This is a genomic window from Curtobacterium sp. TC1, from assembly GCF_019844075.1.
GTDB lineage: Bacteria > Actinomycetota > Actinomycetes > Actinomycetales > Microbacteriaceae > Curtobacterium.
Genome location: NZ_CP081964.1, coordinates 1,405,493 through 1,430,996, shown reverse-complemented (window position 1 = coordinate 1,430,996; position 25,504 = coordinate 1,405,493). Strand labels below are relative to the sequence as shown.

General features: G+C 68.2%; 26 protein-coding genes, 1 tRNA gene and 1 pseudogene. 8 read left to right on the top strand and 20 right to left on the bottom strand.

Annotated features, from left to right (window positions below; all coding sequences use genetic code 11):
* Nucleotides 1-24: 24 nt before the first annotated feature.
* Both KZI27_RS07905 and KZI27_RS07900 read right to left on the bottom strand, forming a co-directional pair.
* Nucleotides 25-255 (bottom strand): hypothetical protein, encoded by a 231-nt coding sequence (locus tag KZI27_RS07905; RefSeq protein WP_222660403.1) that lies wholly within the window; start codon nucleotides 253-255, stop codon nucleotides 25-27.
* 24 nt (nucleotides 256-279) lie between these two features.
* A complete protein-coding gene (locus KZI27_RS07900; RefSeq protein WP_222660401.1) occupies nucleotides 280-873 on the bottom strand; it encodes a TetR/AcrR family transcriptional regulator in 594 nt (197 codons plus the stop codon).
* Nucleotides 874-935: 62 nt separating this feature from the next.
* Here KZI27_RS07900 and KZI27_RS07895 point away from each other — a divergent pair, with 62 nt between their 5' ends.
* Together KZI27_RS07895 and KZI27_RS07890 are read left to right on the top strand one after the other, a co-directional pair.
* Complete coding sequence (locus KZI27_RS07895) at nucleotides 936-1,667, top strand: hypothetical protein (protein ID WP_222660399.1); 732 nt, start codon at nucleotides 936-938, stop codon at nucleotides 1,665-1,667.
* 163 nt (nucleotides 1,668-1,830) lie between these two features.
* The gene (locus tag KZI27_RS07890) at nucleotides 1,831-2,700 is read left to right on the top strand and encodes an alpha/beta fold hydrolase (RefSeq protein WP_261784178.1); all 870 of its coding nucleotides are present in this window, start codon (nucleotides 1,831-1,833) and stop codon (nucleotides 2,698-2,700) included.
* Between the two features lie 55 nt (nucleotides 2,701-2,755).
* On the opposite strand, the gene KZI27_RS07885 is transcribed toward KZI27_RS07890, so the two are convergent.
* Nucleotides 2,756-2,980: a cold-shock protein gene (locus tag KZI27_RS07885; protein WP_222660397.1), complete on the bottom strand. Its 225-nt coding sequence runs from the start codon at nucleotides 2,978-2,980 to the stop codon at nucleotides 2,756-2,758.
* 48 nt (nucleotides 2,981-3,028) lie between these two features.
* Nucleotides 3,029-3,472, bottom strand: a complete 444-nt coding sequence (locus tag KZI27_RS07880) for a hypothetical protein (protein WP_222660396.1) — start codon at nucleotides 3,470-3,472, stop codon at nucleotides 3,029-3,031.
* Nucleotides 3,473-3,610: 138 nt separating this feature from the next.
* Between KZI27_RS07880 and KZI27_RS07875 the strand changes: the two genes are divergently transcribed.
* On the top strand, nucleotides 3,611-3,865 hold the full coding sequence (locus KZI27_RS07875) for a hypothetical protein (RefSeq protein WP_222660394.1): 255 nt from the start codon (nucleotides 3,611-3,613) through the stop codon (nucleotides 3,863-3,865).
* A gap of 30 nt (nucleotides 3,866-3,895) precedes the next feature.
* Here the strand turns inward: KZI27_RS07875 and KZI27_RS07870 are convergent, their stop codons facing one another.
* Nucleotides 3,896-4,795, bottom strand: coding sequence for a hypothetical protein (locus KZI27_RS07870; protein ID WP_222660392.1), 900 nt, complete (start codon nucleotides 4,793-4,795; stop codon nucleotides 3,896-3,898).
* 1,025 nt (nucleotides 4,796-5,820) lie between these two features.
* Here KZI27_RS07870 and KZI27_RS07865 point away from each other — a divergent pair.
* Nucleotides 5,821-6,819, top strand: a complete 999-nt coding sequence (locus tag KZI27_RS07865; protein WP_222660391.1) for an HNH endonuclease — start codon at nucleotides 5,821-5,823, stop codon at nucleotides 6,817-6,819.
* Between the two features lie 467 nt (nucleotides 6,820-7,286).
* Here KZI27_RS07865 and KZI27_RS07860 read toward each other — a convergent pair whose 3' ends face one another.
* The 3 genes from KZI27_RS07860 to KZI27_RS07850 form a co-directional block, all read right to left on the bottom strand.
* Nucleotides 7,287-8,099: a restriction endonuclease gene (locus KZI27_RS07860; RefSeq protein ID WP_222660389.1), complete on the bottom strand. Its 813-nt coding sequence runs from the start codon at nucleotides 8,097-8,099 to the stop codon at nucleotides 7,287-7,289.
* A 40-nt stretch (nucleotides 8,100-8,139) separates the two neighbouring features.
* On the bottom strand, nucleotides 8,140-8,847 hold the full coding sequence (locus tag KZI27_RS07855) for a YebY family protein (protein WP_261784177.1): 708 nt from the start codon (nucleotides 8,845-8,847) through the stop codon (nucleotides 8,140-8,142).
* Nucleotides 8,848-9,006: 159 nt separating this feature from the next.
* Nucleotides 9,007-9,216, bottom strand: a complete 210-nt coding sequence (locus tag KZI27_RS07850) for a hypothetical protein (protein WP_222660387.1) — start codon at nucleotides 9,214-9,216, stop codon at nucleotides 9,007-9,009.
* Nucleotides 9,217-9,607: 391 nt separating this feature from the next.
* Between KZI27_RS07850 and KZI27_RS07845 the strand changes: the two are divergent.
* Nucleotides 9,608-10,514, top strand: a pseudogene (locus tag KZI27_RS07845) (IS3 family transposase); the annotation flags it as partial.
* A gap of 318 nt (nucleotides 10,515-10,832) precedes the next feature.
* Here the strand turns inward: KZI27_RS07845 and KZI27_RS07835 are convergent.
* The 6 genes from KZI27_RS07835 to KZI27_RS07810 all read right to left on the bottom strand — a co-directional run bounded on the left by KZI27_RS07835 (nucleotide 10,833) and on the right by KZI27_RS07810 (nucleotide 14,771).
* Nucleotides 10,833-11,270 carry a hypothetical protein gene (locus KZI27_RS07835; protein WP_222660382.1) on the bottom strand — a complete coding sequence of 146 codons (438 nt, stop codon included), beginning with the start codon at nucleotides 11,268-11,270 and terminating at the stop codon, nucleotides 10,833-10,835.
* 79 nt (nucleotides 11,271-11,349) lie between these two features.
* On the bottom strand, nucleotides 11,350-11,673 hold the full coding sequence (locus KZI27_RS07830) for a hypothetical protein (RefSeq protein ID WP_222660380.1): 324 nt from the start codon (nucleotides 11,671-11,673) through the stop codon (nucleotides 11,350-11,352).
* Between the two features lie 91 nt (nucleotides 11,674-11,764).
* Nucleotides 11,765-13,057 (bottom strand): serine/threonine-protein kinase, encoded by a 1,293-nt coding sequence (locus tag KZI27_RS07825; RefSeq protein ID WP_222660379.1) that lies wholly within the window; start codon nucleotides 13,055-13,057, stop codon nucleotides 11,765-11,767.
* 127 nt (nucleotides 13,058-13,184) lie between these two features.
* Nucleotides 13,185-13,258: transfer RNA gene (locus KZI27_RS07820), tRNA-Pro, on the bottom strand.
* Nucleotides 13,259-13,341: 83 nt separating this feature from the next.
* The gene (locus KZI27_RS07815) at nucleotides 13,342-13,944 is read right to left on the bottom strand and encodes a hypothetical protein (RefSeq protein ID WP_222660377.1); all 603 of its coding nucleotides are present in this window, start codon (nucleotides 13,942-13,944) and stop codon (nucleotides 13,342-13,344) included.
* Complete coding sequence (locus KZI27_RS07810; protein WP_222660375.1) at nucleotides 13,941-14,771, bottom strand: endonuclease/exonuclease/phosphatase family protein; 831 nt, start codon at nucleotides 14,769-14,771, stop codon at nucleotides 13,941-13,943. Before KZI27_RS07810 ends, KZI27_RS07815 begins: the two co-directional genes overlap by 4 nt.
* Nucleotides 14,772-14,841: 70 nt before the next feature.
* Here KZI27_RS07810 and KZI27_RS07805 point away from each other — a divergent pair, with 70 nt between their 5' ends.
* Together KZI27_RS07805 and KZI27_RS07800 are read left to right on the top strand one after the other, a co-directional pair.
* The gene (locus KZI27_RS07805; RefSeq protein ID WP_222660374.1) at nucleotides 14,842-16,332 is read left to right on the top strand and encodes a hypothetical protein; all 1,491 of its coding nucleotides are present in this window, start codon (nucleotides 14,842-14,844) and stop codon (nucleotides 16,330-16,332) included.
* Nucleotides 16,333-16,407: 75 nt separating this feature from the next.
* Entirely contained in the window at nucleotides 16,408-18,555 is a 2,148-nt protein-coding gene (locus tag KZI27_RS07800; RefSeq protein WP_222660372.1) for a RecQ family ATP-dependent DNA helicase, read from the top strand.
* A 12-nt stretch (nucleotides 18,556-18,567) separates the two neighbouring features.
* On the opposite strand, the gene KZI27_RS07795 is transcribed toward KZI27_RS07800, so the two are convergent.
* The 6 genes from KZI27_RS07795 to KZI27_RS20210 all read right to left on the bottom strand — a co-directional run bounded on the left by KZI27_RS07795 (nucleotide 18,568) and on the right by KZI27_RS20210 (nucleotide 24,343).
* The gene (locus KZI27_RS07795; protein ID WP_123313552.1) at nucleotides 18,568-19,089 is read right to left on the bottom strand and encodes a hypothetical protein; all 522 of its coding nucleotides are present in this window, start codon (nucleotides 19,087-19,089) and stop codon (nucleotides 18,568-18,570) included.
* Nucleotides 19,090-19,138: 49 nt separating this feature from the next.
* Entirely contained in the window at nucleotides 19,139-19,774 is a 636-nt protein-coding gene (locus KZI27_RS07790) for a hypothetical protein (protein WP_222660370.1), read from the bottom strand.
* 119 nt (nucleotides 19,775-19,893) lie between these two features.
* Nucleotides 19,894-21,414 carry a ribosome biogenesis GTPase Der gene (der, locus tag KZI27_RS07785; RefSeq protein WP_027464783.1) on the bottom strand — a complete coding sequence of 507 codons (1,521 nt, stop codon included), beginning with the start codon at nucleotides 21,412-21,414 and terminating at the stop codon, nucleotides 19,894-19,896.
* Between the two features lie 108 nt (nucleotides 21,415-21,522).
* Nucleotides 21,523-22,218: a (d)CMP kinase gene (gene cmk, locus KZI27_RS07780; RefSeq protein ID WP_410004030.1), complete on the bottom strand. Its 696-nt coding sequence runs from the start codon at nucleotides 22,216-22,218 to the stop codon at nucleotides 21,523-21,525.
* A 194-nt stretch (nucleotides 22,219-22,412) separates the two neighbouring features.
* Nucleotides 22,413-23,525, bottom strand: a complete 1,113-nt coding sequence (locus tag KZI27_RS07775; protein ID WP_123313549.1) for a prephenate dehydrogenase — start codon at nucleotides 23,523-23,525, stop codon at nucleotides 22,413-22,415.
* A gap of 26 nt (nucleotides 23,526-23,551) precedes the next feature.
* Nucleotides 23,552-24,343, bottom strand: coding sequence for a pseudouridine synthase (locus KZI27_RS20210; RefSeq protein ID WP_261784223.1), 792 nt, complete (start codon nucleotides 24,341-24,343; stop codon nucleotides 23,552-23,554).
* 213 nt (nucleotides 24,344-24,556) lie between these two features.
* On the opposite strand from KZI27_RS20210, the gene KZI27_RS20205 reads away from it, so the two are divergent.
* Nucleotides 24,557-25,465, top strand: a complete 909-nt coding sequence (locus KZI27_RS20205; RefSeq protein ID WP_261784176.1) for a hypothetical protein — start codon at nucleotides 24,557-24,559, stop codon at nucleotides 25,463-25,465.
* The last annotated feature ends 39 nt before the right edge of the window (nucleotides 25,466-25,504 follow it).

The following is a 25,504-nucleotide window of genomic DNA, read 5'->3' as shown; positions in this document are numbered from 1 at the left end:
TTCAGACCCCGCGACCGGTGGAGATCACCGGTCGCCTTTTACTCGCTCCATCGCGCGGCGTTCACGGCTGAAGAACTCGGCAAACATCTCCCGTTTCGCCGCGTGCGAATCGGGCTTGAGTTCGAGTCCCTCCATGTTGAGGTCGGTCCCGAAGAGCCGCAGGATTCCCGGACCATTCGGACCCGTGGTCTCGAGGGACACCGAGAACAGCGTCGGCGACATCGCCGGTACCCTCTCGCAATGGCCGGTCGCCACCAGGGACAGCGTCGTCGAGTGGGCTCACGGCTCGTCTGGAGATGCGGGCACCGTCGTCCTGTCCGCCCTTCGTGGGAGACCTGCAATGTAGGCGGTCAGGATGGCGACTGGGTCGAGCGGTGCGACCGCGGCCGTGCGGTACAGCAACATCGCGTCGATGAGGCCGACGAGATCGACCGCCGTGCGGTCAGGGTCAGCCACTCGGAGCGCGTCGAGGAGCGATCGAGCTGCTTCGTTCAGCCGGCCGCGCACCGGGTCGGCCCCGGTGAGCGGCGCGCGGAGTTCCTCGTCCTCTCGGAGGTCGAGCAGGAGTGCAAGGCGAGCCGCCTGCGCTTCTGCTCGTGCTGCGAGTTGTTCGAGGAACGCGGCCGCGCTGTGCACGACAGCAGCGTCGTCGAGGTCATCGGGGATCTGCAGGGCTCCGAGTTCGGCGGAGAGTTGCGCTGTGACGCGGGCGACCACGAGCGCTGTCAGCTCGCGGCGCGTGCGGGCGTAGTACGACGTCGACCCCGCGGCCAGCCCGGCCTCGGCGTCGACTGCGCGATGCGTGAGCGCGCGGACACCTCCGCGCGCTGTGAGCCTGATTCCCGCATCTGCGAGCAGTTCCCGCCGATCCATACCTGTCCCTTCGGCCTCTACTATCGTAGTGTTCTCTACGGACGTAGAGGACGGGTGGGCTCATGCGAGTAGGAGTTGTCGGCGGCGGGATCTCCGGTGCCGCGATCAGCCGGGCGGTGGAAGCGCGAGGATGTTCGGTCACGCAGCTGTCCCGGTCGACGGGTTTCGACGTGTTGCGCGACGACGCAACCGCTGCGCTTGCCGGTGCGGACGTGATCATCGAGGCGACTGGACGGTTCACGACGAGCAGGAGAGCGGCCACGCAGTTCTTCACGGGGTCGACCCGCGCGATCGGCAGGGTAGCCGGTGCGACCGGCGCGCACCACGTGCTGCTCTCCATCGTCAACTGCATGCGTCCCGAGGTGCAGGGGTACGGCTACTTCGCCGGCAAGACCGCCCAGGAAGCAGTCGCGCGTTCCGTCAGCCCGCACCTCACGATCGTGCGCTCCACGCAGTGGTTCGAGTTCGCCCGGCAGAACCTCGAGCGGATGCGCTTCGGACCCGTCGCGCTGGTCCCGGGGATGACGATCGCTCCGGTTGCACTCGATGCCGTGGCAGCGGTGATCGCCGACGTCGTGGTCGGCGAACGCTCCGCGCGAGAGGTCGAGGTCGCAGGCCCCGACACCACGACGCTGTGGACGATGACGAAGGCGCTGCCCGGCCCCGGGGTGATCCCGGTGCTCCTGCCGATCCCGGGCCGGATGGGGCGAGCGTTCCGCGGTGGCGTCCTCCTGCCGGCTCGCGAAATCGAGATCGTCGGCCCAGGCTTCCGCGACTGGATCACCGAGACGTGAATCTCGACGACGGACCGGCCGGTACAGCATTGACCACCGGACCGCTGACCATCTCGCCGCGCATTCGGGAACAGCGGATCAGAACGGTCGCTCCTCAGACCGGGTCGGCCTGCCGCGGGAAAGCGCTCCGAGGTGGGATTCCAGTGTGTGAAACGATCGACGGGTGGAAGATCGGCAGCTGACCCAGGAACTTGTTTGGCGTGGAAGAACTGTCCGATGGGACCGCATCGGGTCAGGGCCGGCGCTGGTGTTCCTGCACGGGACGCCGTGGTCATCCTGGCTCTGGCGCCCGATCGCGCTCGCGATGGCCGGGCGGTTCACGGTCTACCTCTGGGACATGCCGGGGTACGGCGCGTCGTCCAAGGATCCGTCGCATGCTGTCGACCTCGGGACGCAAGGCGAACTGTTCGCAGCGCTCCTCGAACACTGGGGACTCGATCGGCCGCACGTCGTCGCGCATGACTTCGGCGGCGCCGTCGCGCTCCGAGCGCGTCTCCTCCACGGAGCCAGATTCGCCTCGCTGTGCCTCGTCGACGTGGTGGCGCTCGCTCCCTGGGGATCGCCCTTCTTCAAGCTCGTCCAAGAGCACGCTCGGGTCTTCGAACAACTTCCTTCAGCGGTGCACCGAGGTGCCGTAGAGGCCTACATCAGCGGCGCCAGTCACAAGGGCCTCCGTGTCGACGAGCTGCGGATACTCGTCGATCCCTGGTCGGACGAGGAAGGTCAGCCGGCGTTCTACCGTCAGATAGCGCAAGCGGACGAGCGCTTCACGACCGAGATCGAAACGGAGTTGGGCAGGCTCACCGAGCCCGTGCACATCGTCTGGGGGACGGAGGACACCTGGATACCCGCGGACCGAGCTCGTCGACTCAACGACGCCATCCCGCACGCCTCGGTCACGCTCATCCCGGAAGCAGGACACCTCATCCAGCTCGATGCGCCAGCAGCGCTGTCCGCCGAGCTCACCAACTGGATGGCCACCACCGACGCTCGCACCGCGATGCGCGAAGCTGCCGTTCCCATCGCGGAGTAGCGACGAAGAGGTGTCCCGGCGCGCCATCATCACACGGACGGAGTCCGTGCTCGGCTCAGATCGGCGTGACCTCGTGAGCGCGGAAGAAGTAGCCGTCCTGCCCCGGTGGGTACGGCTCGACGTCGAACCGAACGCGGTCCCCGGGCTGGAGCGTGTGATTCCCGCCCGTGCTCAGGTTCGCGAAGTGCACGAACACCTCAGACGCGACATCGTCCGAACGGAGCGCACCCCACCCGTCCTCATCACTCCACCAGACACACTCGCCCCCGACGTTCCGCATGAGCAGACGCTATCGCTCGGTGCGATCCGGTGAACGATCGGTCAGCGATCAGAACTGTCGTACGGTCCGCACGACGTTGGGCAACGTGATCGGATCGAGCACCCCGTGGTGGACTACCCACACCACCCATATCATCTGGGTGGGAAGGGCGACGACGATCAACACCGTCATCGCGGCCATCACTCTGACGGTCCATCGCAGGACAGCTTGCGGGCCGAACCGTGCGGACGGATCGAGCCGCTCGGAAAGTTGCCACCCGATCACCGCGGCCGCGCCGGTGATCGCAACCAGCCACCATGTCGGATGCGACTGGAAGTCGAACTCGCTGTCTGGCACACCGGGCTGTGTCGCCGAGGCCTGCCAGGCCGATGCGACGGCCTGCACGACCACGAACATCACGGCCCATCCGGCCAGGCGAGGCCCGTCGATCGCCACCGGACCGATTCGGCGTCTGCCGCCGTGCCGCGCATCGGTCGTCGTCGTCGTGGACATGAGATGAGCATGGCAGAACTACCACCCGTTGCAACGACCCATTCGAGCCGAAGGGTCGGCGTCAGATGGGTCGGTGCTGAGCTGCTCCGCGGGTTAGCATCGCCCTGGGGCGGATGGTCTGCCACCAAGGGGGACACAGTGTCGGACATCATCGCGGTCGGGGAACACAAGAAACGGGTGCAGTTCAAGCTCCGCATCCAGATGGTCGTGTTCATCGCAGCGGTCGTCGGCGGCGGAGCATTCGGCATCAACGGCGCCGCTCACCTGAACAGTGCCGCGCTCGGGGCCATCGGCCTCGTGGGACTGGGCGTGGCGATCATCGCGTACGTGTGGTCACGCATCTACGGGCTCGTCATCATCGCGAAGCACCAGGGACCGCCGAACCTGCGCTGACCGCGGTCCGGGTGCCGCACTGCAACGTGCTCAGTGACAGGCCGTGTCGAGGGCGACGATCCGGCTGGTCGAGCCGATGCCGTCCCCCCACGTGAAGCTTCCGTGCAAGTCCGGAGACCCGGACACGTCGTCCGTGAACTCCAGCCGGCCCGAGCTGGCATCGACCTTCTGCTGCTGCAGATCAGCACCCGGCACGGTCGCCTCGACCGCTGCCCGGACCGCCGCAGCGGCGCGGACTGGGTCGACGGAATCATCGAGGAAGAGGTCCCACCGGTAGAACACGCCCGCCTTCGGACCGTATCCCGCATCGCATTGCCCCGTGGACGGGGTGACGCGGACAGACCGCGCCGCGGCCGACCCCGTCGGCAATGGCTGCCCCGCCGGGACGATGTCGTCCGGTGTGATCGCCAGCGCATCCAGTAGGGCCTGGCTCACCGCGTCGAGTCGCTGCTTCGTCGCGGCCCGGCGTGCGGGAGCGTCGCGCTCCGCAGCCCGACCCGCCGGCGAGGCCGCGCTCTCCGATGCTCGGGCCTCGGCTCTCGCCGTCGCCAGCACCTCTGACCGCGGGTTCTCCCGCTCGTACGCCGCCTGCAGCCGCACCGAGCTCCGGATGATCGTCACCGACTCGGGGACGATCGTGCAGAGAGCGATACCCAGCGCCACAGCTCCGACCAGGAGCGCTGCACCCGGTGTCCCACGAGTCCGCCGCACGTCGACGATGCCCCAAACCAGCGCCCACCCGGGGATCCCGACACCGAGCACGATCGCGACGATTCCGTAGCCAGCGAACCCGCCGGGACCGCCGCCGTCACCACCGTCGCCGCCGTCCTGCCCGTACCCGGCCAGGAGACCGCCGAGGAAGTACGGCACGAACGCCACCAACAAGGCCACCAGAGCCGCGATCGCGAGGACGACGGAAACCCCGCTCACCCGTCGTCTTCCTCCCGGCCCACTGCCAGACACTTCGGTCACCCCACGCCCCCGGTCACTCTCTCCCGTCGCCAATCATGATGGGTGTTTCCGAGCGCGTACAGCGCTACCCCTCGACCCGTTCGCCGATGGGTTACCGAGTCCGTCTGAGAAGCCGCAAGTAGATCGTCATGCGCCACCCCGCCGAAGCGGCCAGGACGAACATCAGGACGGCGAGCCAAGTTGACCCGGTCGACGAAACGACCTCGGCGATCCCGACGACCAAGCAGGCGAAGCAGGCGAAGCAGGCGATGAGTGAAGCGGCCAGCGCGATGCGAGCACTTCGTCCGGCTCCTCGTCGTCTGGCTCTCATAACCAAGGAGCTAACTCGCTCACGCCCGTTGAGGGCTCGACTACCGGACTGCAGCGCTACTCGGCACCGAGGTTGCCACGTGATGGGGCCGTGGGATGTACGGACAGTGACTAGCGCTGAGTCCTTCGCGGTTGCTGCATCGCATCGCCATTCTGAGTTCAAGCGCCGGACTCGTCGCGTGATCGTCCAAGAAATCGTCTGCTGAGCGAGAGCGATCCCGCCGAGGCTCAACGAACGCCGTCTTGGCCAGCGCGCCTCTGCCCCGCAGGGGATCCGCATCCGGCACCAGTGCTTTGCAAGCGGCACGATTGGCCCTCCCGGCTGGGCGCAGATGCCGACCCGACCGCAGAGCGTGGGAAACCTCCTGGTAGTTCCTTGCAAGCAGTTCGGTCTCGCCAACACGCGCCTCGGTCCGTTCTGGTCGCAGAAGGTCCCGCTCGGATGCCTTGGTGATGCGGTGCGAGCCAGGCAACGAACGCCTGACCGCGTCCGCGCTCTCACACTTACTCTGTAGGGCCTCGATTGCTCGACCGCCGATTCCACCGAGTACCACGGCGAGGGTGGGGTCTGGCCCTCGAAGTGGTACTCACGACAGCCCGCGTGGCACTGGCAGAGTGATGAATCTGTCTTGTCAGTCGCCTCTGCGGCTGAGCATCTACCGGGGGACCAAGCCATGCCGAAAGCACTGTTCATCACGCTGCTCATCGTCGTCCCGACCCTTGCCATCGCAACGTCCGGCAGCTTCCTGCTTGGCGTGCTCGCGTTCTTCTTGGTGCTCGTCGCGAACCCGATTGTGCGATCGATCCGCAAGGCTCGGTACTTCGGGTCTGAGCACTTCAAGGACCTGCGCGCCGAGGTTGCTGCGTTGGTGAGCGAGCACAACGCTGTTGTCGACTACGTGTCGGAGATGCGCACTGAAGGCTCCTTCGAACTTGGAGCGTCCACAAGTGGGCAGTACGCGCACCTGGCAGGCTACGTCAATGAGTCAAGGTGGAACAACCGACGCGACCGGCACGTCGCGGAGTTTGCCCCACATGTCCACCACGCCTCTCTCCAAGTCGTCCGCAACGCGAAGATTGAGCCGATCAAGTACTTGATGAAGTACTTCGGGATCAAGGCAGACCAAGCAACACTTGCTGAAGTGCAGCGCGTTTCAGAAGACATTGCGCGCCTTGAAGATGCGGTTGCCAACGTACGAGGTCGTGAAACCGATCTGACTGCCCGGATCGCTCCGCCTCACTTCATCCTCAAGCACTACTCGACAGAGTTCTGGAATCAGCTAGGCGCGCACCTCACACCGATCGAAGTGCCCTACCCGAAGTACAGGTTCGAATACACATCAGCAGGCGGGAACAGTTCACAATCCGCTCCTATTCGACTCGACACCCCAACGCTCGAAGCCTTGTCGCAGGTGCTCGTCGAGAAAATCCGCTGGGCTAAGTCCGCAGCTGGCCAGCGGGCGCTGATGACGACCCGTCTTCGCACCTTCATCAAGAGTCGGGACAACTACGCGTGCCGATACTGCAAGATCTCAGTAGCCGCGGAGCCTCACTTGCTTCTCGAGGTTGACCACATCGTACCGGTATCACGAGGAGGTCTGAGCGCCCCCGAAAACCTACAGACGCTCTGCTGGCGCTGCAACCGGACCAAGGGCTCGAAGATCCTCGCGTAGCGACTTCGTTGGTGCGCGTGCTGGTCCCAAACGTCTCGATAGCCGGTCCGCCCACGGACCTCGGTGTCGGACTCGGACAGGACGCATTTGCGAGAAGGGTTCTGCCTCACACACAAGTGCTTCGCTGATCGCCGCAGCGAAGGAGCCCTGTACGTACGACCCACGACAGCCGCCGAAACGACGGAAGCCCACCGAGATCCTCGGTGGGCTTCTTCGTGGTGTCAGACACGCTTCGGTCGGTCGGGCTGACAGGATTCGAACCTGCGACCCCTTGACCCCCAGGCAGCACCGGGCGCTTGCCCACCATGAACCGAGTGGACCCGAGGCGACCCTCGTAAACCTGATCTCACCGGGAATGTCGGCGGAACGCCCCACCTCGATCGTCGCAACTTGGTCCGCATCGGGCTGCGGCAGCGGAGCGCGGTTGGAGGGGTCTCGGAGGGGGCAGTCTGCCGCGACGACACTCGTCACGTGTCAAGAAAGTCCCACTCGTCCCCGAGGACCCACCGCAGCGCGGAGAGCTTCCCGTTCACAAAGCCCCACGTCCAGTCGTCCCAGGGACCCACGTCGCTCGCGCCGTAACGCTCGACGACCGCCGCACGCGCAGCGAGCACTCGCTCACGCAAGTCGGCGGAAAGATCATCGCTCTCACCCGCTGCGATGTTCTCGTCGTGGATGAGGCTCCGCACGTACCAGACCTTGTCGAAGAACTCGTGCTCGGCGGCACGGATGTCTGCAACCGTACGCATCGACTCCGCTTCGATGATCCCGTGGCGATGCATCAGGTCCGGAAAGCGGGAAAGCATGCGGCTTAGATCCGGCTTCTCCCAGTACCGGATCCGAAACCCTGGAGAACGATTGCTGACGTAGGCCGAAACCCAGTCCTTCGCGGGGTTAGACAAGAAACCAGAAGCGGCCACAAGCGCTACATCGGGGCGCTCAACCTCCGACCAAGTCATCAACCCCTGCAGTGCCTCAGGCGGAACACCCCTGGCGTAGTGCTTGGCGTCCACGAACCACGTCTCGAATCGAGTATGACCGTCGACGTCCTTCACAACCCATTGCGCGACGATGTCCCTGCCACGGTCGGACGGGCTAGCGTTCTTCGGAGTACCTTTTCGCCAATCCACATTCACAAAACCCAACGTGACCAACAGGTCGTAGACAAACTCCTCAAATTCGGTGTCATTAAGGTTAGCGAACGAGACGTCAAGCGATGCGGCCGAAGGCAGACCGTCGCCAAGCTCGGCAGGTGTCAGTCGATCCCGATCGTCCGTCATATGGCCACGCCGAAGGGTCCGGCGACGGCCTGCTTAATCATCAACCGCACAGCTCCAGCCCTGCATCGATAACAGGCGAGATGTCAATCTTCAGTCCACTGACATCAGGGTCAGCTGCCCAAATCGGGTCGATAGCCGGGGCAGTCGTGCGGTCCTTCGCTGTCCCGTTCGCCGCGTACGTGGCGCCATCGGGTGCGTCAACAGTCAGTACTTCCAGCGCACGACCGCCCGCAACGATGTTGTCGCAGTGAGCCACCACGTACGGCACAGTCAGGGGCCACTCGTCGCCGAAGTCGGTGCTCACGAGCAAACCCGGGTCGTCCGCCACCGACGCGGGCACATCGACCGCACTCGGAGTCGGGTCACTGGCTGGCTTGTAGTCGGCGCATGAGCCACTCTGAGGCTCACCAAGGTCCAACGACGGGAAGTTAACCACGACGTACCCAGCGTTGCCGCCCGTTCCGTTCAGGCCTCCCGTTGGCCCGTACGTTCGGTCTACGCAGACCTCAGATGCATCGACGGCGCTCCCCTTTGCAGTAACCCCATCCCAGGCTGGAACATCCGGAAGCTCCGCGAGCACGAGCTTCTCGGCTTTCGCGGTGCGATCCCCTTCGCTCATCGCGCTTTTGGCTGACTGCTTTACCGAAGGCGAAAGCGTGACTTCGGGTGTTACTGAACCCGACGAACAGCCGGTCAGCACAGCCGCGGCGAGGCCGACGGTCACGGTGAGAATGAGAGTCTTGAGCACCGTAGGAGAGTATCTCTCACTCACGGCTGCGGGCTACCCCGCGAAGGCAGGTCGGCGCTGCCGGAGCCGATGGCGACCAAACACCCGAGGCGGGTCGCCGACCTGGTTGCGGATCCCTAGCTTACGCAGCTGACGCGCGCGCTCTTGTCTGCTGACCGGTCACCGATCGCGTTCCTCGTCAGATCCGGTGTCTTCACTCATGTCTTCACTAATGCCTCCACTCATGCCTTCACTCATGCCTTCACTCATGCCTTCACTCATGCCTTCACTCATGCCTTCACTCATGCCTTCACTCATGCCTTCACTCATGCCTTCACTCATGCCTTCACTCATGCCTTCACTCATGCCTTCACTCATGCCTTCACTCATGCTATTAAACTCCACGCTCCCGAGCGCACCGCCTTCATGCAGTCCCCACAAACGTATCCCGAGTTCTGTCAGCAGCGGCGTAAGCAACTTTGGGCGTTAAGTAATAGGCGTCCGAAATAAACCGGAGGCGATTATGGGAAAACGTGGCCAAGAGCCCCTCGACTACACCGAAGAGCTACGCACCAGCGTGCCGCGGGGGGTCAAAAAGGCGCTCGAAGTTCTCGTGCCCGTCGGAGGAATTTCGAGAGCGCACATAGTGCGTGTCGCGATCACCTACCTGCTGACGCACGCAGGAGTCCTCTTCCCGGAAGTAGCGGAAGCGCTGCACCCCACCGCTCCGGCCGGGCGTCCGCGAATCGACGAGGAGAAGGAACGACGACCAACATTGAGACTCGCCGCCGACCGGATCCCGGTCGCGGTGACCTGCCGGGTGTTGGGCTTCACGAAGCAGGCGTTCCATGCCTGGCGGAAGAACCCGGTGAGCCGCCGCGATTGGGAGAACGCGCACCTGACCAATGCCGCCGTCGATGCGCACCGCGACGACCCGACGTTCGGGTACCGGTTCATCACCGACGACCTCCGCGCCGGCCTGCTCGTCTCGGAACGGCGCGTCTGGCGACTGTGCTCGCAGCAGCGGCTCTGGTCACTGCACGCAAAGAAACGGGGCCTGACCCGGAAGGCCGGACCACCAGTGCATGACGATCGGGTGCGGAGGGCGTGCACCGCGCCGGATCTGGACAAGCTTCGGTTGACCGACATCACCGAGCACAACACGGGCGAGGGCACGCTCTACCTCTGCGCCGTGAAGGACGCAAGCTCCCGCCGGATCGTCGGCTACTCCATCGACTCTCGGATGCGATCCTCGCTCGCCGTCGCGGCACTGCAGATGGCAATCTCTCGCCGCGGCCCGCTCCACACCGTGGTTCATTCGGATCGCGGCAGCCAGGCCGTATTCAACCCGCATCGAACACCTCCGGTATCAGGTGTTGCGACGACCGGTTGAATACGGCCAGTTCCGGTCCAAGAGGTTCGTTCGAGCGCTGTCGGATGCCGGGCTGCTGGGGTCGATGGGCAGGTCGGGGAGCGCGCGGACGACGCGGCAATGGAGTCGTTCTTCGCGCTGCTGCAGAAGAACGTCCTCAACCGGCACCGACGGACTTCTCGTGAGCAACTGCGGCTCGCGATCGTGCACTGGATCGAGGGCATCTACCACCGAAAGCGCCGACAGCGCGGTCGGGAAGTTGACGCCCATCGAGTACGAAGCAATCATCAACCCACAGGCAGCACTCGCGGCCTAAACCAACGAGTCAACCAAACCAGCAGCAGTCCCTCCGGCGCATTCGACATGTTTGAGCTGTCGCGGCTGATGGGCCACGCGTCCGTCGCCATCACCGACAAGGTCTACGCTCACCTGCGGAAGAAGGACTACGCCGCGCAGCGGGCTCGGTTCGCGCCGTTCGTCACGGGGCCAGCACACCGCCCGCCGACCTCAGGGAGGGCCAACCGTTGGCCAGCGCGACGAAGTAGACCTCGCTCACCAGCGCTACACGGAGCGGCTCACCGGCGTGATGACCGGGCAGATTGACGGTGAAGATGGTCCGTTGGCTCCCGCCCAGTCAGCTTCGCCGAGCGACCAGTCCGCCGTGGAAGAACTGGACTAGCGGCACTGCAAGGAACAGTGCCGCTTCGGCTTCTTCTTGCGTCGCCGCCCGATCACCGTTTCCGCCGTGCCGCTCCTGCTGGCCCGAGTGCAAGGAACGCATCATCTTCACGACGGTGTCGCTGGAGGGATTTGTCTCGTCGTCTTGCAGTGGAAGCGCCCAGTCTTTCTGGTCCCGCATCGCCGACACCATCTTGCCGAGCGTTGCGACTGAGTCCTTGGGCGAGACGCGGGGCTTCGCAGCCTCCTCGACAGCCTTGATCGCCTTGGAGTAAGCCTTCTCCGGGTCCGGATGGATACCGAATGTGGCCTGCCAGGCTGCCGACAGCAGCTCGCCCGCCGAGCCGGTCCTCCCCATCACCACGTTTGCAGCTTCGCCGACACCAGACGCCACTCGCCGCTCCACACCGGCCGCGCCGCTTCTGGTCCCAATCCGCCAAGCTGACCCGGACTGTTCCAGGATGCCCTCGAGGTCATCGAGCCAGTGCGAGATAGCCCAGCTCGCCCGCTCGAGCGACGACGAAGTCAGTCACGCTCCAGGTCAGGTTGTCATCCCCACGCCGTTGTAGGACGTTACTCAAGTTGTAGGTGCCGCACTCTGGAGCTAGCGGCTCCCGCATCCGCCGTCGCTCGTCGTACTCGGCCATGACTACCTTGTGCCCCTTTTCACGGGACAGAGAGTCGAACGAGCGCTCGAGCCAGGTCCAGAAGCGGGTCGCCATCCACGCCGGTACGCCCTCGTGCAAGTCCGCTACATCCGATTGTCGCGTTCCCAACGGCAGCCACTCATCCATCATGGTCAAAATCTAGCGAGCAGAACCGACACACACGGCGGCATCATCGATGCCCAAGCCCGGTCGATGCGTGCGGAAGGGGAGCTGTTCTCGCCTAAGCGGCGAGAACCTCTTCCACAATTCGAGGAAGCGAGAGCTGACGTAGAGGCTCGCGTACGAAGTCAAGAGCCCAGGCATTGTCGCGCAGTACAGCAGCAACCACGGGTGCGTGGGCTGCGTCGCGCAGGGCCAAGCGAACAGCGTCGATGAAGCGATCACGGACAAACCAACGATTGTGGCTGGCCCCGAGCACCAGGAGTCGGCTGATGACAAGACCGTGGACACGCATGTCCGCCGACGCGCGGTAAGCCGCCAGCAAGAAGACGGCGATGTTGTCCGTGAAGTCGAATCCGAAGCTGCCATCTGCGAAGCCATCGAACGCGAGCATCACCTGGTGGAACAGCTCAGCGTCACGAGTAGCGAGCTGAGCGAGCACAGACTCCGGGACCTTCGGAACTACCTGAATGAATAGCTGGAGGTCGTCGCTCTTCTCCAAGACGAGCCGCGCGAACTCATCCACCAACTCAATGTCGCCGGATGCGATTGCTTCGACCAACGAGATCGCCTGCTCCGCGGGGGACAACAGGGAGCCTGGCTCGCGGCCAAGGAGTGCTACCTCTCTCAGCATCTCTCCCACCGTCGCGAAGCGTCGTTCAGGATCAATCTGAGTCGCTTTGTTGATGATGAATCGGTACTGCCCGGGTAATCTCTCCAGGTCTTGACCCGTTATCGACATCTGCCCGGACAGCATCTCGTAGAAGATCCGTCCGAGCGCGAAGACGTCAGACCGCTGATCAGCTTCCTTCGCATTGTTGAACTGCTCCGGCGCCGAGTAGGCGAAGGTGCCCATGCCGACATTGGTCATCGTGAGCGTGGTGCTGTCGGAGTAGAGGCGGCGGCCGAGCCCGAAGTCCGAGAGGACCGGCCGCCCCTCGAGGATCAAGATGTTTTCGGGCTTCAAGTCACGGTGAATGACGCCCGCCAAGTGGGCGTGCTCGACGCCCTCCAGAATCAGCTGGAACATCCTCAACGCCTCAGGTTCCGGGATCCCGATGCCTGCTCCCGGCGCGAGTCGTCCTCGCAGCGACCCCTCCGCAAGCGGCATCGCGAAGTGGGGCTGCGCACCTCCGAGTTCGGACCCCAGGATCGGGAGCACCTGGGGGTGATCCAGCGACGCCTGACACGTAACTTCTCGCTGGAAGCGGCGACGCTCTTCAGCCTGCTGGGAGTCGTTGCCGACCAGGTTCAGGTACTTGATGGCTACTGGGTTACCAACTTCGTCGCGCCCGAGCCAAACCTCACCCTGGCCGCCGCCGTCGATACGCGTCTCGCGTGTGTACCTCGACAAAGATCCCCCTTGATGCGATTGAGGCGTCAGCACTTCCGACCGAGAACCGAGGGATTCCGGAGGGGTTCACAAGCGCCCCCCCAAAAGAAGGCCCCGACAGAACTCGCGTTCTATCGGGGCCTTTCGGTCGGGCTGACAGGATTTGAACCTGCGACCCCTTGACCCCCAGTCAAGTGCGCTACCAAGCTGCGCCACAGCCCGCGAGTTCCGGAGAACTCAGGATCCCGGAGGATCCTCGCCCGCTTCCGACCGGAGCGCGAGCGACCGGTCCAGCATAGCGGACGTCAGACCCCCTCCGTGCCACGGCGAGTCGGTCGCACCACCTCGCGCCGCGCTGCCAACCACGGCAACCCGAGCCCGACGAGCAATCCCCCGGCCCCGTCCGCGGCCAGGTCCCCGATCGTGTCGTCGTACCCGACGTAGATCGCCGAGTCGACGAAGTTGTGGCCGAGCCACTCCCCCATCTCCCACGCGGCCCCGATGGCGAGTCCCGCACACAGTCCGAGGATCGCGACGACCACCCGTCGCTCCCCGTCCGGCGCCGGCACCGCGCGCAGGTCGGCACCGATGACGTAGAGCACAGCGGCGAGCAGGCCGGTGAGGACGACGTGCATGAACTTGTCCCACAGGAACACACTCGTGTACCACTCGAGCACGCTCGACCACCCGGCGAGGAGCACGAGCACGCACACCGCCAGGTCGAACGCGGGCCGCAGCCCGAGCATCCGGGGCACCACGACCCCGAGCAGCGACAGCGCCATCACCGGCAGCGCGGTCCCGCCCCACCCGATGCTCGCGACGACCAGGCTGACGAGCGTCAGGGCACGCACCACGTCGGCCACCAGGAACTTCGGGCGCAGGAACGTCGGCCCGAGCGTGGCGATCACGACGCCCACCGCACGACCGCGTGCACAGCCGCGTGGTCGGACGGCCACACCCCGCCCGGCCGCCGGTTCGACACGGCGACCCGCTCGACGGTCGCGTCCGGCGTCACGAGGACACCGTCGATGCGCCGGCCGCCGACACGTGGGCTCCCGTAGTGCGGGTACGTCCCGTACGGCTCACCCACCTGCCGGGAGGCCCGCCCCCAGCTGTCGACGACACCAGCGTCCGCCAGTGCTTGCCATGGTGCGGATCCTGCCGGGCTGTTCCAGTCGGCCATCACGACGGCGGGCAGGCCGCGCTGTCGCACGATCCGGCCGAGCAGTTCGGCGGATCGCAGCCGGGCCCACGGCGAGGCGACGTCGAGGTGGGTGGCGATCGCCAGGAACCGGACGCCGGTCGCGCGGTCGTCGACGACGGCGCCGACGGCGTGCCGGGGGAAGGACGTCGCCCACGAGCGGGATCCCGGACGGTGCGGCGTGCGGGAAAGCGCCCACGTGCGGCGCTCGACGACGTCGAGGCGCGAGCGGTCGAGGAAGAGCCCGACCTGTTCGCCACCGCCGCGCGCGCCGCGCCCGGCCAGGACGGGCTCCCAACCGGACCCGAGGCCGGCCGTCAGGTCGTCTGCCTGCGCGGGGAGGGCCTCCTGGACGGCGAGGACGGTGGGCGCTTCGGAGGTGACGAGCGCGGTGATCGCGTCGCGGCGACGCTCCCAGGCGTCCGGGTGCGCGGGCGGTCGCGGCACGCGGCGCCGCACGTTCAGGGTCATGCAGTGGACCTCGGGCGACCGGACGGCTCCGATGAGCGGGTGGTCGTCGGGGTGGTGGGGCATGCCTCCCTTCTACGAGACGACACCCGTCGGATTCCCAGGGACCTCTCCGCGTGGCTCGTAGGGTGGCCCGATGCGTTCTCGTCCCACCCCTCGTTTCCTCGTCGCGATCGCGGTCTCCGGACTGCTGCTCGGAGCCGCCGGGTGCACCTCGAGCGGCCCGGACACGAGTCGCCCGACCCTCGCGAAGGCCACGGCGGGGACGGTCACGGTGGCCGATGCCTCGGACGCCGCAGCCCGGTCCGTCCGCGTCAGCAAGGCCCTGTTCGCGAGTGCTCCCGGCGCGGTCGTGGCGACGGCCGGCGATGCCGACGCGATCTCCGATGCCGCGAAGACCGCGGCGAGCGCCCACGTTCCGGTCCTGCTCACCGCGAAGAAGGAGCAGGACACGAAGGGCGGCGCTGCCGTCGCCCACGAACTCGACCGGCTCGGGGCCGACTGGTACCAGGCCGAGGGCGACGTGTCGGTCGACACGGACGTCGAACAGCGGCAGGCGCCCGAGGGTGGCGACGCGCCGGAGTCGACCCGGGCCTCCCGGCAGGCGACCGTGGTGGTGGCGGACGCGAGCGCGGACGCTGCGGCCGTGGCGACCGCCAAGGCCGCAGGAGCGAAGGTCGTGACCATGCCGGAGGGCGTGACCGACCCGGCTGCCGCACCCGACGTGGTGACGGCGCTGCACGAGCGGGCGAAGCACCCGACGGTCCTGGTCGGTGCGGCATTCGACGCGCTGCAGGACCCGGAGTGGACGGTGCGGGCGGCCGAGGGCGGGTTCCAGCTGCGGAACGGCGGCCAGCGGCCGTTCGACGGGCACCGGTACGTGGCGCTGTACGGGGCTCCCGGGGCGCCAGCGCTGGGCGTGCTCGGCGAGCAGGGGCCGGAGGCCACCGTCCGGCGTGCTGAGCAGGTCGCGAAGCCGTACCGGGCGGAGTCCGACGAGCTCGTGACGCCCGCCATGGAGGTCATCGCGACCGTCGCTGCGGGTGACGCCGGAGCCGACGGCGACTACTCGACGGAGCTGCCGGTCTCGACCCTCGAGCCCTACGTCGATGCCGCCCACGACGCCGACATGCCCGTCATCATCGACCTGCAGCCGGGCCGCTCGGACTTCCTGTCGCAGGCCAAGAAGTACGAGTCGCTGCTGAAGAAGCCCGGTGTCTGGCTGGCGCTCGACCCGGAGTGGCGGCTGACGAAGGACCAGGTGCCGCTCGAGCAGATCGGTAGCGTGTCGGCGTCCGAGGTGAACGAGGTCTCCTCGTGGCTGGCTGCGCTCGTGCGCAAGGAAGGGCTGCCGCCGAAGGCCCTGGTGCTGCACCAGTTCCGGCTGTCGATGATCCAGGATCGTTCCGCGCTCGAGACCCACCCGGAGCTCGACATGCTCGTGCACGTCGACGGGCAGGGCTCGCAGCCGGACAAGCAGGCGACGTGGAAGGCGCTGCACCAGGGCGCGCCGGAGGGCCTGCACTGGGGCTGGAAGAACTTCTACGACGAGGACACGCCCATGCTGACGCCGTCGCAGACGATGCAGGACGTGCAGCCGACGCCGTCGTTGGTCACCTACCAGTAAGCGCGTTCCGTCGCGCTGTCCACAGATAGGAGGCGCGGGTCGGGTTTCGTCGGTCGGTGCTGACAGCATGGGGGCATGGACACCCCCACCGCCGCTCCGTCTGTCGTCTCGCCGTCTGCAGACATCGCCGCCGAGGCACAGCACGCGCTCGCTGCGCTCACGGGGCGCCCCGACGCGGTCTTCCACCCCGGCCAGCTCGAGGCGATCTCCGCCCTGGTCGAGCACCGACAGCGTGCCCTGGTCGTGCAGCGCACCGGGTGGGGCAAGTCCGCCGTGTACTTCCTCGCGACCCTGCTGCTCCGTCGCCGGGGTGGCGGCCCGACCGTCCTGGTCTCGCCGCTGCTGGCGCTGATGCGCGATCAGGTGGCAGCGGCTGCCCGCGCGGGGGTCCGTGCGGTGTCGATCAACTCCGCGAACGCGCACGAGTGGGGCGAGACTCAGGCAGCCCTTGCCCGTGACGAGGTCGACGTCCTCCTCGTCTCCCCCGAGCGCCTGAACAACCCGAAGTTCCGCGACGAGCAGATGCCGACCCTGATCGCCCGGATGGGCATGCTCGTGGTCGACGAAGCGCACTGCATCTCGGACTGGGGCCACGACTTCCGACCGGACTACCGCCGCTTGGCCGAACTCATCCGCTCGCTCCCCCACGGCGTCCCCGTCCTGGCGACGACCGCGACGGCGAACGAGCGCGTGGTCGAGGACGTCGCCGAGCAGCTGACCGCCGGCCCGGCCGACCCGGTCTTCACCATCCGTGGGTCGCTCGCCCGGGCCTCACTGCGGCTCGGCGTGCTGACGCTTCCGGATGCCCGGCAGCGGCTCGGCTGGCTGCTCGCGCACCTCGGCGACCTGCCCGGCAGCGGCATCATCTACACGCTCACGGTCTCGGCGGCCGAGGACATCGCCCGGCTGCTGCGCGACAACGGGTACGCCGTCCGCGCCTACACGGGGCGCACCGACACCGACGAGCGGGAGCAGCTCGAGCAGCAGCTCAAGGGCAACGAACTGAAGGCCCTGGTCGCCACGAGTGCGCTCGGCATGGGGTTCGACAAGCCGGACCTCGGGTTCGTCGTGCACGTCGGTGCTCCCTCGTCGCCCGTCGCTTACTACCAGCAGATCGGTCGTGCGGGTCGTGCCACCGACAACGCCGACGTGCTGCTGCTGCCCGGGCGTGAGGACCGCGAGATCTGGCAGTACTTCGCCAGCGCGTCGATGCCGACCGAGGCCCGCGCTTCGGCCGTGCTCGGCGCCCTGTCCACCGACACCGCGATGTCGACGGTCGCCCTCGAGGGCCTGGTCGACATCAAGCGCTCGACCCTCGAACTCCTGCTCAAGGTGCTCGATGTCGACGGGGCGGTCCGACGCGTCACCGGCGGCTGGATCTCGACCGGACAGCCGTGGCAGTACGACGCCCCGCGGTACGAGCGGGTCGCGGCTGCACGCGCTGCCGAGGCCGCGTCGATGCTCGACTACGAGTCCACCTCGGCCTGCCGCATGCAGCTGCTGCAGCAGGACCTCGACGACCCCTCCGCGGAGCCCTGCGGCCGCTGCGACAACTGTGCCGGGGCGTGGTTCCCGACCTCGGTCTCCGACTCGGACTCGTCCGGTGCTGCTGCTGCGCTCGACAAGGTCGGCGTCGAGATCGCCCCGCGTGCCCAGTGGCCGTCCGGCATGTCGTCGCTCGGCGTCTCGGTGCGAGGCAAGATCGGCGCCGACGAGCTCGTGCAGCCCGGCCGCGCGGTGGCTCGTCTGACCGACCTCGGCTGGGGTGGACCGCTGCGTGCACTGTTCTCGCCGTCCACACCCGACGCCCCGATCTCCCGCGAGCTCGTCGACGGCTGTGTGCGCGCGCTCAAGGACTGGCCGTGGGAGACCCGGCCGACCGGGGTCGTGGCGATGTCCTCGCGGTCACGGCCGCAGCTCGTGGGGTCGCTCGCCCAGGCGCTGTCGACGATCGGGCGGCTGCAGTTCCTCGGCACGCTCGACCGGAACGGCGGCACGCCCCGCGGCGACGGTGCGACGAACAGCGCGTACCGGTTGTCCGGCGTGTGGGACACGTTCCAGGTCGGGCCCTCGCTCGCTGAGGCACTGCAGTCGCACGAGGGCCCGGTGCTGCTCGTCGACGACCTGGTCGACAGCCGGTGGACGATGACCGTCGCGGGCCGCGAGCTCCGGCGTGCCGGGGCCGCCGCCGTGCTGCCCTTCGCGCTGGCCACGGTCGCGTAGCCGCCGCGGGCGCTAGCGGCGGGCGGGCTTGGGGAACGTGGCGCGCATGTGGTCGGTCGTGAGCACGTCGCCGATGCCGATCATGAGCAGTGAGAACACGATCTGCTCGATCACCATCCAGAACGGGTACAGCCCGGGGATCGCCGCGACGATGAGCGTCACGATCGGGAAGATCCGGCTGAACAACCGCACCCGCTGGTACGCCCAGTAGTACCCGAGCTGCGCCCGCCAGGCGAACACGTACAGCGTCAGGGTGATGAGCAGCACGACCGTCGCCCGGAACCAGACCGCCCACGGCACGGTCTCCCCCGCACGCGTCAGCAGCACGGCCACGACGATGGCAGCGAGTCCGACGATCGTCTCGGCGACGAGCAGCCACCGGATCCAGCGGAACGACCGAACGGTGTCGGGGTGCTCGAGCATGTCCTGCCGGATGACGTACCCGCCCTGACGGCCTCCGGCCAACCGGTCGAGCCGGAGTCGGCACCACGCGCGGTCGGCGAGGCCACCGAGTCCGTCGTTGCGCTGCGTCACCAGTACATCGTGCCGCATCGAACGACCGCCGACGTACCGCGCCGACCGCTCAGTCGCTCGGGACGAGCGCCGCGCCACCCAGCACCGTGCCGGTCGCCGCGTCGAGCAGGACGAGGGAACGGACCTCGTCGGGCAGTGTCCACGGCTCGCCGAGCACGACGGTCAGCCCCTCTTCGAGACCGGCGGCCTGGAAGAGGTCGAAGGACTCCCCCGCCGGCGTCCACGTCGGGTCCTCCCCACCCGTCACCGTCCCACCGGACAACACGACGTCGACCGGGCCCGTCGTTCCCGTCTCCAGGTGCGCGATCTCGACCGCGAGGGTGGCGTCACTCGTGTTCCCCGCGATGTGGACGTGACCCGAGGCAGCAGCGCCGTCGATGCCGACGATGTCCCCGGAGACCGGCGGGACACGGCGCCACCACGGCTCGATCGGCGACGGGTCGACCGGTTGCACGGCCGGGGACTCCTCCGGCAGGGGTGCGCCCAGGCCGTTCGACGGCCGCAGCCCTTCTGCTGGGGACTGCGCGGGTACGGGGACGGCTCGATCGGAACGGGTGACGAGGTCGTCCTCGGCTGGGGCGTGCGAGACCGACCAGAGCGACACCGAGCCGACGACGACCACGGCGACGAGGACTCCCACCAGGGCGAGCCGACGTCGATCCGTTCCCCACCGCCCGATGCGCACGCACCCATGGTGCCGCACCGACGCTGCGGACGCGATCCGGGCCTCCCGGCCGAACGCGACCGCGAACGCACAACGCGCCCCGTGCAGACGGGACGCGTTGTGTGTGGTGCGGCTGCGACTCAGCGCTTCCGGCGCTCGCGCACCCGCATGTTGACGTTGATCGGGGTGCCGGAGAAGCCCCAGACCTCGCGGAGGCGACGGGTGATGAACCGTCGGTACTGCGGGTCGAGGAACGCCGACGTGAAGAGCACGAACGTCGGCGGCTGGCTCGACGCCTGGGTGCCGAACAGGATGCGGGGCTGCTTGCCGCCGCGCACGGGGTGGGGGTGCTCCTGCACGAGCTCGGCGATGAAGGCGTTGACCTTGCCGGTGGGGATGCGGGTGTCCCACGACTCGAGGGCGGTCTCGAGCGCCGGCACGAGCTTCTCGAGGTGACGGCCGGTCCGGGCGGAGATGTTCACCCGCGGAGCCCAGGCGACGTGCGCCAGGTCCTGCTCGATCTCACGCTCGAGGTAGCGGCGACGTTCGTCGTCGAGCAGGTCCCACTTGTTGTAGGCCAGGACGAGCGCACGGCCCGACTCGAGCACCAGGTCGATGATGCGGAGGTCCTGCACGGACACCGGCTCGGTGACGTCGAGGACGACGACGGCGACCTCGGCCTTCTCGAGCGCGGCGGTCGTGCGGAGCGACGCGTAGAAGTCGGCGCCCTGCTGCATGTGGACGCGCTTCCGGATGCCGGCGGTGTCGACGAACCGCCACACCTTGCCGCCGAGCTCGATCTGCTCGTCCACCGGGTCGCGGGTGGTGCCGGCGATGTCGTTCACGACGACGCGCTCTTCACCGGCCGCCTTGTTGAGCAGCGAGCTCTTGCCGACGTTCGGGCGGCCGAGGATCGCGACGCGGCGGGGGCCGCCGACCTCCTGCTTGGCGACGGCCGAGGTGTCGGGGAGCGTCTTGATGATCAGGTCGAGCAGGTCCGCGACGCCACGGCCGTGCAGGGCCGACACCGGGTGCGGCTCACCGAGCCCCAGGTTCCAGAGCTCGTAGGCGTCGAGTTCACGGCGCTCGTCGTCGGCCTTGTTCGCGACGACGATGACCGGGCGGTCGGTGCCGCGGAGCATCTTGACGACGTGCTCGTCGGTGGCGGTGATGCCGACCGTGACGTCGACGACGAACAGGACGGCGTCGGCGAGGTCGATCGCGACCTCGGCCTGCGCGGCGACCGAGGCGTTGATGCCCTCGGCGCCGGGCTCCCAGCCGCCGGTGTCGACGAGCGTGAAGCGCTTGTCGTTCCAGTCGGCCTTGTAGCTGACGCGGTCACGCGTGACGCCGGGGACGTCCTGCACGACGGCCTCGCGACGACCGAGGATGCGGTTGACGAGCGCGGACTTGCCGACGTTCGGGCGGCCGACGATCGCGAGCACCGGGTAGGCGGGCAGGTAGTGGACGCCGTCCTCGCCGACCTGACCGGCCTCGAGCAGGGCGAGGTCCTCGTCCTCGAGGTCGTACTCCTCGAGCCCGGCGCGGAGCGCGGTGGCGCGCTGCTCGGCCTCGGCCTCGTCGAGTCCGGCGAGCCGCTCGCCGAGGGCGTCGTCGTACTGGGGAAAGTCGTCGTTGTCCGGGTTGTCCAACTGAGCCATGGTGGGTTCCTCGCGAGCGGCCGGAGCCGCGGTGTCGGTGGCCGTTCCCGGCCGGGCCGGAGTTCCGGCCGTGGTGTGACCAGGCGGCCGAGGCCGTCCGGTCGTGCGTCAGTGCGTGGCCGCGCGGGCCAGGTCGACGACCGCCTGCACGGTCTGGTCGAAGTCGAGGTCGGTGGAGTCGAGCGTCGTGACGCCGTCCGCGGCGTTCATGAAGTCGACGACCTTCGCGTCCGCCGCGTCTCGGCGAGCGAGTGCGGCGGAGGTCTCTGCGGCCGACTGGGTCGTGACCTCCGCCGAGCGCCGGGCCATTCTAACCGACTCGTCGGCCGTCAGCAGGATCCGGACCTCGGCGTCGGGTGCGACCACCGTGGTGATGTCCCGCCCCTCGGTGATGATGCCCGGTGCGTCGGTCTTCCGCATCACGTTCCGGAACAGCTGCACGAGGCGGTGCCGGACGTCCGGGAGCTTCGCGATGTGGGCAACCGCAACCGTCACGTCCGGGGTGCGGATCGCGTCGGTGACGTCGGTCTCCCCCACGCGCACGTAGTAGTCGTCGGGATCGGTGCCGATCGCGTAGTCGAAGGTGTCCCAGCTCGCCAGGATCGCCGCCGCGTCGTCGAGGTCCACCCGCTGCTGCAGGGCGTGCCAGGCGAGCGCACGGTAGGCGGCGCCGGTGTCCTGGTAGCCGTAGCCGAGAGCACGGGCGGCCGCGCGGGACACGCTCGACTTGCCGCTGCCCGCTGGGCCGTCGACCGCGATGACGATCTTCGCGACGTAGGCGCCGTCGGTGAGACCGGCCGGCACCGGGGCACTGGTCGAACCGGGCTCGCCGCCGGGTTCGCCGAGGCCGCCGGCCGGACCGCCGAGTGCGCCGCCGTCGCCGCTGCCGCTGAGCGGACCGCCGGCACCACCCTGTCCCGGGGTCGGCAGACCGGTGTCGGGCCCGTCCGGACCACCGGTCACACCGGATTCGTTCGTCGCTGCGTTCGTGTCGTCGTTCAGGCCCATGCTGCTGCGATCCTCCATCCGCGCCCCTCGAGTTCCTCGACGAGTCGCTGTTCCTGCTCGGGCAGCACCGACACCTCGACGATGCCGATCTGCGCGCCCGGTGAGTGCTCGAGGCGCATGTCCTCGAGGTTGATGCCGATCTCCCCGATGAACGTCAGGAGCGCGGCGATCTGCCCGGGGGTGTCGTCGACGAGGACGACCACCTGGGCGAAGCGCTTGGTGGTGCCGTGCTTGCCCGGCAGCCGTTCGACCCCGCGGTTGCCGGCGGCGATCGTCTCGGCGATGGTGCGCGGCGAACCGGCGCCGTCCGGGTCGCCGAGGGCGTCGATCACGCGGGAAAGGTCGTCGCGCAGGTCGGTGAGCACCGGCCGGATGTGCCCGGCGTTCGCCCCGATGATCTGCACCCAGAGCCCGGGGTCGCTCGCGGCGATCCGGGTGACGTCGCGCACGCCGCCGCCGGCCAGGCCGAGCGAACCGTCCGGGGCGTCCCGCAGACGTGCGGCCATGAGGGTCGACACGAGCTGCGGCGCGTGCGAGACGTACGCCACGGCGAGGTCGTGCGACTCGGGGTCCATCGGGACGACGGTGGCGCCGACGTCGAGCGCGAGGTCCTCGACCACCGCGGCACGCTGGTAAGTGATGCCGTCGTGCCCGGCGATCACCCACGGGCGTCCGACGAACAGGTCGGCGCGGGCGGCGGTCGGACCGCTGCGCTCGCGTCCGGCCATCGGGTGCGAGCCGATGTAGCGGGTGACGTCGGCTCCGGCGGCAACCAGGGCGGCCAACGGACCGGACTTCACGCTGGCGACGTCGGTCACCACGGCGCTCGGGTGGGCGGCGAGCTCACGCTCCACCACGGTCGCGACGACGTCCGGCGGCACCGCGACGACGACGAGCTCCGGCTGGTCGCCGGCTGCCGGTCGACGCCCGGCGCCGTAGTCCACGGCGAGCGCCAACGCGGCCGGCGACACGTCGTCGAGGACGACGTCCACGCCCTTCTCGCGCAGGGCCAGACCGATCGAGGCGCCCAGCAGCCCGGCACCGACGACCCGGACCGGGCCGCGCAGACGGCGGTCGATGTCGGTCGGGGTCACGTCGGTCACCGGGCAAGCCTACCGACCGAGCACGGTCAGTCCGCCGTCTCGTCGTCCCACTCGTCGTCCTCGCCCTGGTCGAGGGCGACGTCGCGGTCGTCACGAGCGGAGGGCTTGGCGTCACGGACCGTTCCGAGCAGCTTGCCGACCTCGACCGAGCCGAGCTCGCGCATCTTGCCCGGCGGCAGGCTGCCGAGGTGCAGCGGCCCGAACGAGCGACGGACGAGTTCGAGGACCGGGTGGTCCACGGCCTCGAGCATGCGTCGGACGATCCGGTTGCGGCCGGAGTGCAGCGTGATCTCGACGAGCGACTCACCCCGCGAGGACTCGAGCAACCGCACCTTGTCGGCCTTGATGGGACCGTCCTCGAGCTCGACGCCCTCGGTCAGACGCTGCACCACGGCGGGGTTCACGTTGCCGTGCACCTTCGCGATGTACGTCTTCTGCACCCCGAACGACGGGTGCGCCAGCACGTGCGCCAGGTCGCCGTCGTTCGTCAGGACGAGCAGCCCGGAGGTCTCGGTGTCCAGGCGGCCGACGTTGAACAGGCGCTCCTCGTAGCGGTCCACGAACTCGGTCAGGTCGCGGCGACCACGCTCGTCCTGCAGGCTCGAGACGACACCGGTCGGCTTGTTCAGCACGATGTACCGCCGCGAGGAATCGATCTGCACCGGCACGCCGTCGACCGAGATCGCGTCGGTCGCGGGGTCGACACGACGCCCGAGAGCGTCCACGACCTGGCCGTTGACCGTCACGCGGCCCTCGACGATCAGGTTCTCCGCGACTCGGCGAGATGCCACGCCCGCAGCGGCGATCACCTTCTGCAGGCGCTCCCCCTCTGCCTGGAGGCCCGGCTCGGCCCCGGCAGTCGCCGTCCCGTCCGCCGCGTCCCAGTCCTCGATGATCGGCCGTTCGGGCGTGCCCTCCACCGGGATGCCGTTGCTGTCGCGCTCACCGCTCGGCTTCGGCGTGGTGCGGCCGTTGCTGCTGCGGTCGCTGTTGCGAACGCTCGTGGTACCGCCGACGTAGCGACGGCCGTTGTGCCACACGCGGCTCTGCTGGCCGTCGGGGCCGCGGCGGTCGTCGCGGTTGTCACGCGGGGCCGAGCGGCGGTCGTCGCGGTTGTCGCGGGGTGCCGAGCTGCGGTCGTCGCGGCCGCGGTAGCCGCCACGGTCGTCGCGGTTGTCACGGGGAGCGGCATTGCGGTCGTCACGACCCCGGTAGCCGCTACGGTCGTCGCGGTTGTCGCGAGGTGCCGAGCTGCGGTCGTCGCGGCCGCGGTAGCCGCCACGGTCATCACGCGGAGCCGAACTGCGGTCATCGCGACCCCGGTACCCACCACGGTCATCGCGCGGAGCCGAGCTGCGGTCATCGCGGCCGCGGTACCCGCCACGGTCGTCACGCGGCGCCGAACTGCGGTCATCGCGACCCCGGTACCCACCACGGTCATCACGCGGAGCCGAACTGCGGTCATCGCGACCCCGGTACCCACCACGGTCGTCACGCGGAGCCGAGTTGCCCCGGTATCCGCCGCGGTCATCACGGGGCGGGGCGCTGCGGTCGTCGCGCCCGCGGTACCCACCACGGTCATCACGCGGCGCCGAACTGCGGTCATCGCGACCCCGGTACCCACCACGGTCATCACGCGGCGCGGAACTGCGGTCATCGCGACCCCGGTACCCACCACGGTCATCACGCGGCGCGGAACTGCGGTCATCGCGACCCCGGTACCCACCACGGTCGTCACGCGGAGCCGAGTTGCCCCGGTACCCACCACGGTCACCACCGCGGTCGTCGCGCGACGGGTACCCGCCACGACGGTCGTCGTCGCGCGGCGGACGTGCGCCCCCGCGGTCGTCGCGCCCGTACCCGCCGGAGCGGCCACCGGCACTGGAGCCGGCCCCGCCGCGGCCGGGAGCCGAACGCCCGGGGCGATCCGGGCCTCCTGAGCGTCCGTTGCGGTCGTCTCGGTCTCGGGGCGCGCCGCG

Excerpts from the sequence above, each read along its gene's own strand:
- KZI27_RS07900 (WP_222660401.1), bottom strand. The coding sequence starts at position 873 with ATGGATCGGCGGGAACTGCTCGCAGATGCGGGAATCAGGCTCACAGCG.
- KZI27_RS07895 (WP_222660399.1), top strand. The coding sequence starts at position 936 with ATGCGAGTAGGAGTTGTCGGCGGCGGGATCTCCGGTGCCGCGATCAGC.
- KZI27_RS07885 (WP_222660397.1), bottom strand. The coding sequence starts at position 2,980 with ATGCGGAACGTCGGGGGCGAGTGTGTCTGGTGGAGTGATGAGGACGGG.
- KZI27_RS07880 (WP_222660396.1), bottom strand. The coding sequence starts at position 3,472 with ATGTCCACGACGACGACGACCGATGCGCGGCACGGCGGCAGACGCCGA.
- KZI27_RS07865 (WP_222660391.1), top strand. The coding sequence starts at position 5,821 with ATGCCGAAAGCACTGTTCATCACGCTGCTCATCGTCGTCCCGACCCTT.
- KZI27_RS07860 (WP_222660389.1), bottom strand. The coding sequence starts at position 8,099 with ATGACGGACGATCGGGATCGACTGACACCTGCCGAGCTTGGCGACGGT.
- KZI27_RS07850 (WP_222660387.1), bottom strand. The coding sequence starts at position 9,216 with ATGAGTGAAGGCATGAGTGAAGGCATGAGTGAAGGCATGAGTGAAGGC.
- KZI27_RS07830 (WP_222660380.1), bottom strand. The coding sequence starts at position 11,673 with ATGATGGATGAGTGGCTGCCGTTGGGAACGCGACAATCGGATGTAGCG.
- KZI27_RS07810 (WP_222660375.1), bottom strand. The coding sequence starts at position 14,771 with ATGCCCCACCACCCCGACGACCACCCGCTCATCGGAGCCGTCCGGTCG.
- KZI27_RS07805 (WP_222660374.1), top strand. The coding sequence starts at position 14,842 with ATGCGTTCTCGTCCCACCCCTCGTTTCCTCGTCGCGATCGCGGTCTCC.
- KZI27_RS07800 (WP_222660372.1), top strand. The coding sequence starts at position 16,408 with ATGGACACCCCCACCGCCGCTCCGTCTGTCGTCTCGCCGTCTGCAGAC.
- der (WP_027464783.1), bottom strand. The coding sequence starts at position 21,414 with ATGGCTCAGTTGGACAACCCGGACAACGACGACTTTCCCCAGTACGAC.